The sequence below is a fragment of the Streptomyces sp. NPDC002784 genome (assembly GCF_053592135.1).
In genome coordinates, this window is record NZ_JBSFVD010000203.1 from 1 (window position 1) to 1,059 (window position 1,059).

Here is a 1,059-nt window from a genome sequence, read left to right on the forward strand (position 1 = left end):
GTTGCCGCCTGGTGCGGTAATATCTGGTTTGAAGGAAAGATTGGAAACTGGCCCATAGGATGTGAAGTCAGACATCTTGTCTTCAGTATATTTCTGATTTGGTACCATCGTCAGGGCAATCTTGACACCGAGACTATCATCCGGGTGTGCTGTGACCCAGTCAACCAGCTTTTGACCGGTTACACTTGAGAGCCCAAATGTTGGGAAGGTGGTGGTTAACGCCATAGAAGTCACCGGTGTTGCTGTGCCATCGTTGTTGACAATGATCAAGCCAGCAGCACCAGCGGCTTGGGCATATTTTTGTTTATCAGCAAAGGTAAGTTCGCCACGTTTAACGATGGCAATTTTGCCTTTAGCGTCAGCAGTATAGTCGGCTACTTTCCCTTTGCTGAGGTTGCCACTAGCATCTTTAACAACATAAAACTTCTTTTGGTCAAAGCTACCAGTGAAATCGTTGCTTGAAAGCTGAATGGTTTCCGGTCCAAGCTGTAAACCTGTACCATCAGTAATGGTCACTGCCTGAGTGATGACATCCGTGTTTTCAGCGGAAGCAACTGTGGTCGCTCCTCGTGATGTCCCTGGCGTTCCCACCATTTCATTGTCTTGCAAACCGTAATAATCTTTGTTGACGCCTTCAGTTGCTGAACTGGATGTTCCTGAGTTCCCAGCAGAAATGACGGCGGCTGTTCCTGATTCGTTAGCATTTTGCACCGCAGCAAGTTCTGGATCCTCCAAGGTTTGGTTGCCTGAACCAGATCCTAAGGACATGTTGAGGACATCGGCACCGATTTTTGCCGAGTCTTCAATGGCAGAAACCAAGGTAGCTGACCCGGTTGTTGCAGAAGTGTCAGAGTTGGTGAAAACTTTCATTGCCAGTAGCTGTGCTTCTGGCGCAACTCCGACAACAGACTTGGCTGGATCGTCACCTGTCCCGTTAGCACCGATGATCCCAGCAACATGCATGCCGTGTTGTTCGTCAACCGTATCATCTGTAATGGTGTCGTTATTATCAGCATAATTAAACCCATATGGCACTTTTGAATTAAAATAGCGGCCATG

Annotated in this window: 1 protein-coding gene; it reads right to left on the bottom strand. The window is 47.7% G+C overall.

Annotation, left to right across the window (positions count from 1 at the left end; translation table 11 throughout):
- A partial coding sequence (locus ACWD1Z_RS37815; RefSeq protein WP_451125486.1) for a S8 family serine peptidase occupies nt 1–1,059 on the bottom strand: 1,059 nt, incomplete at both ends.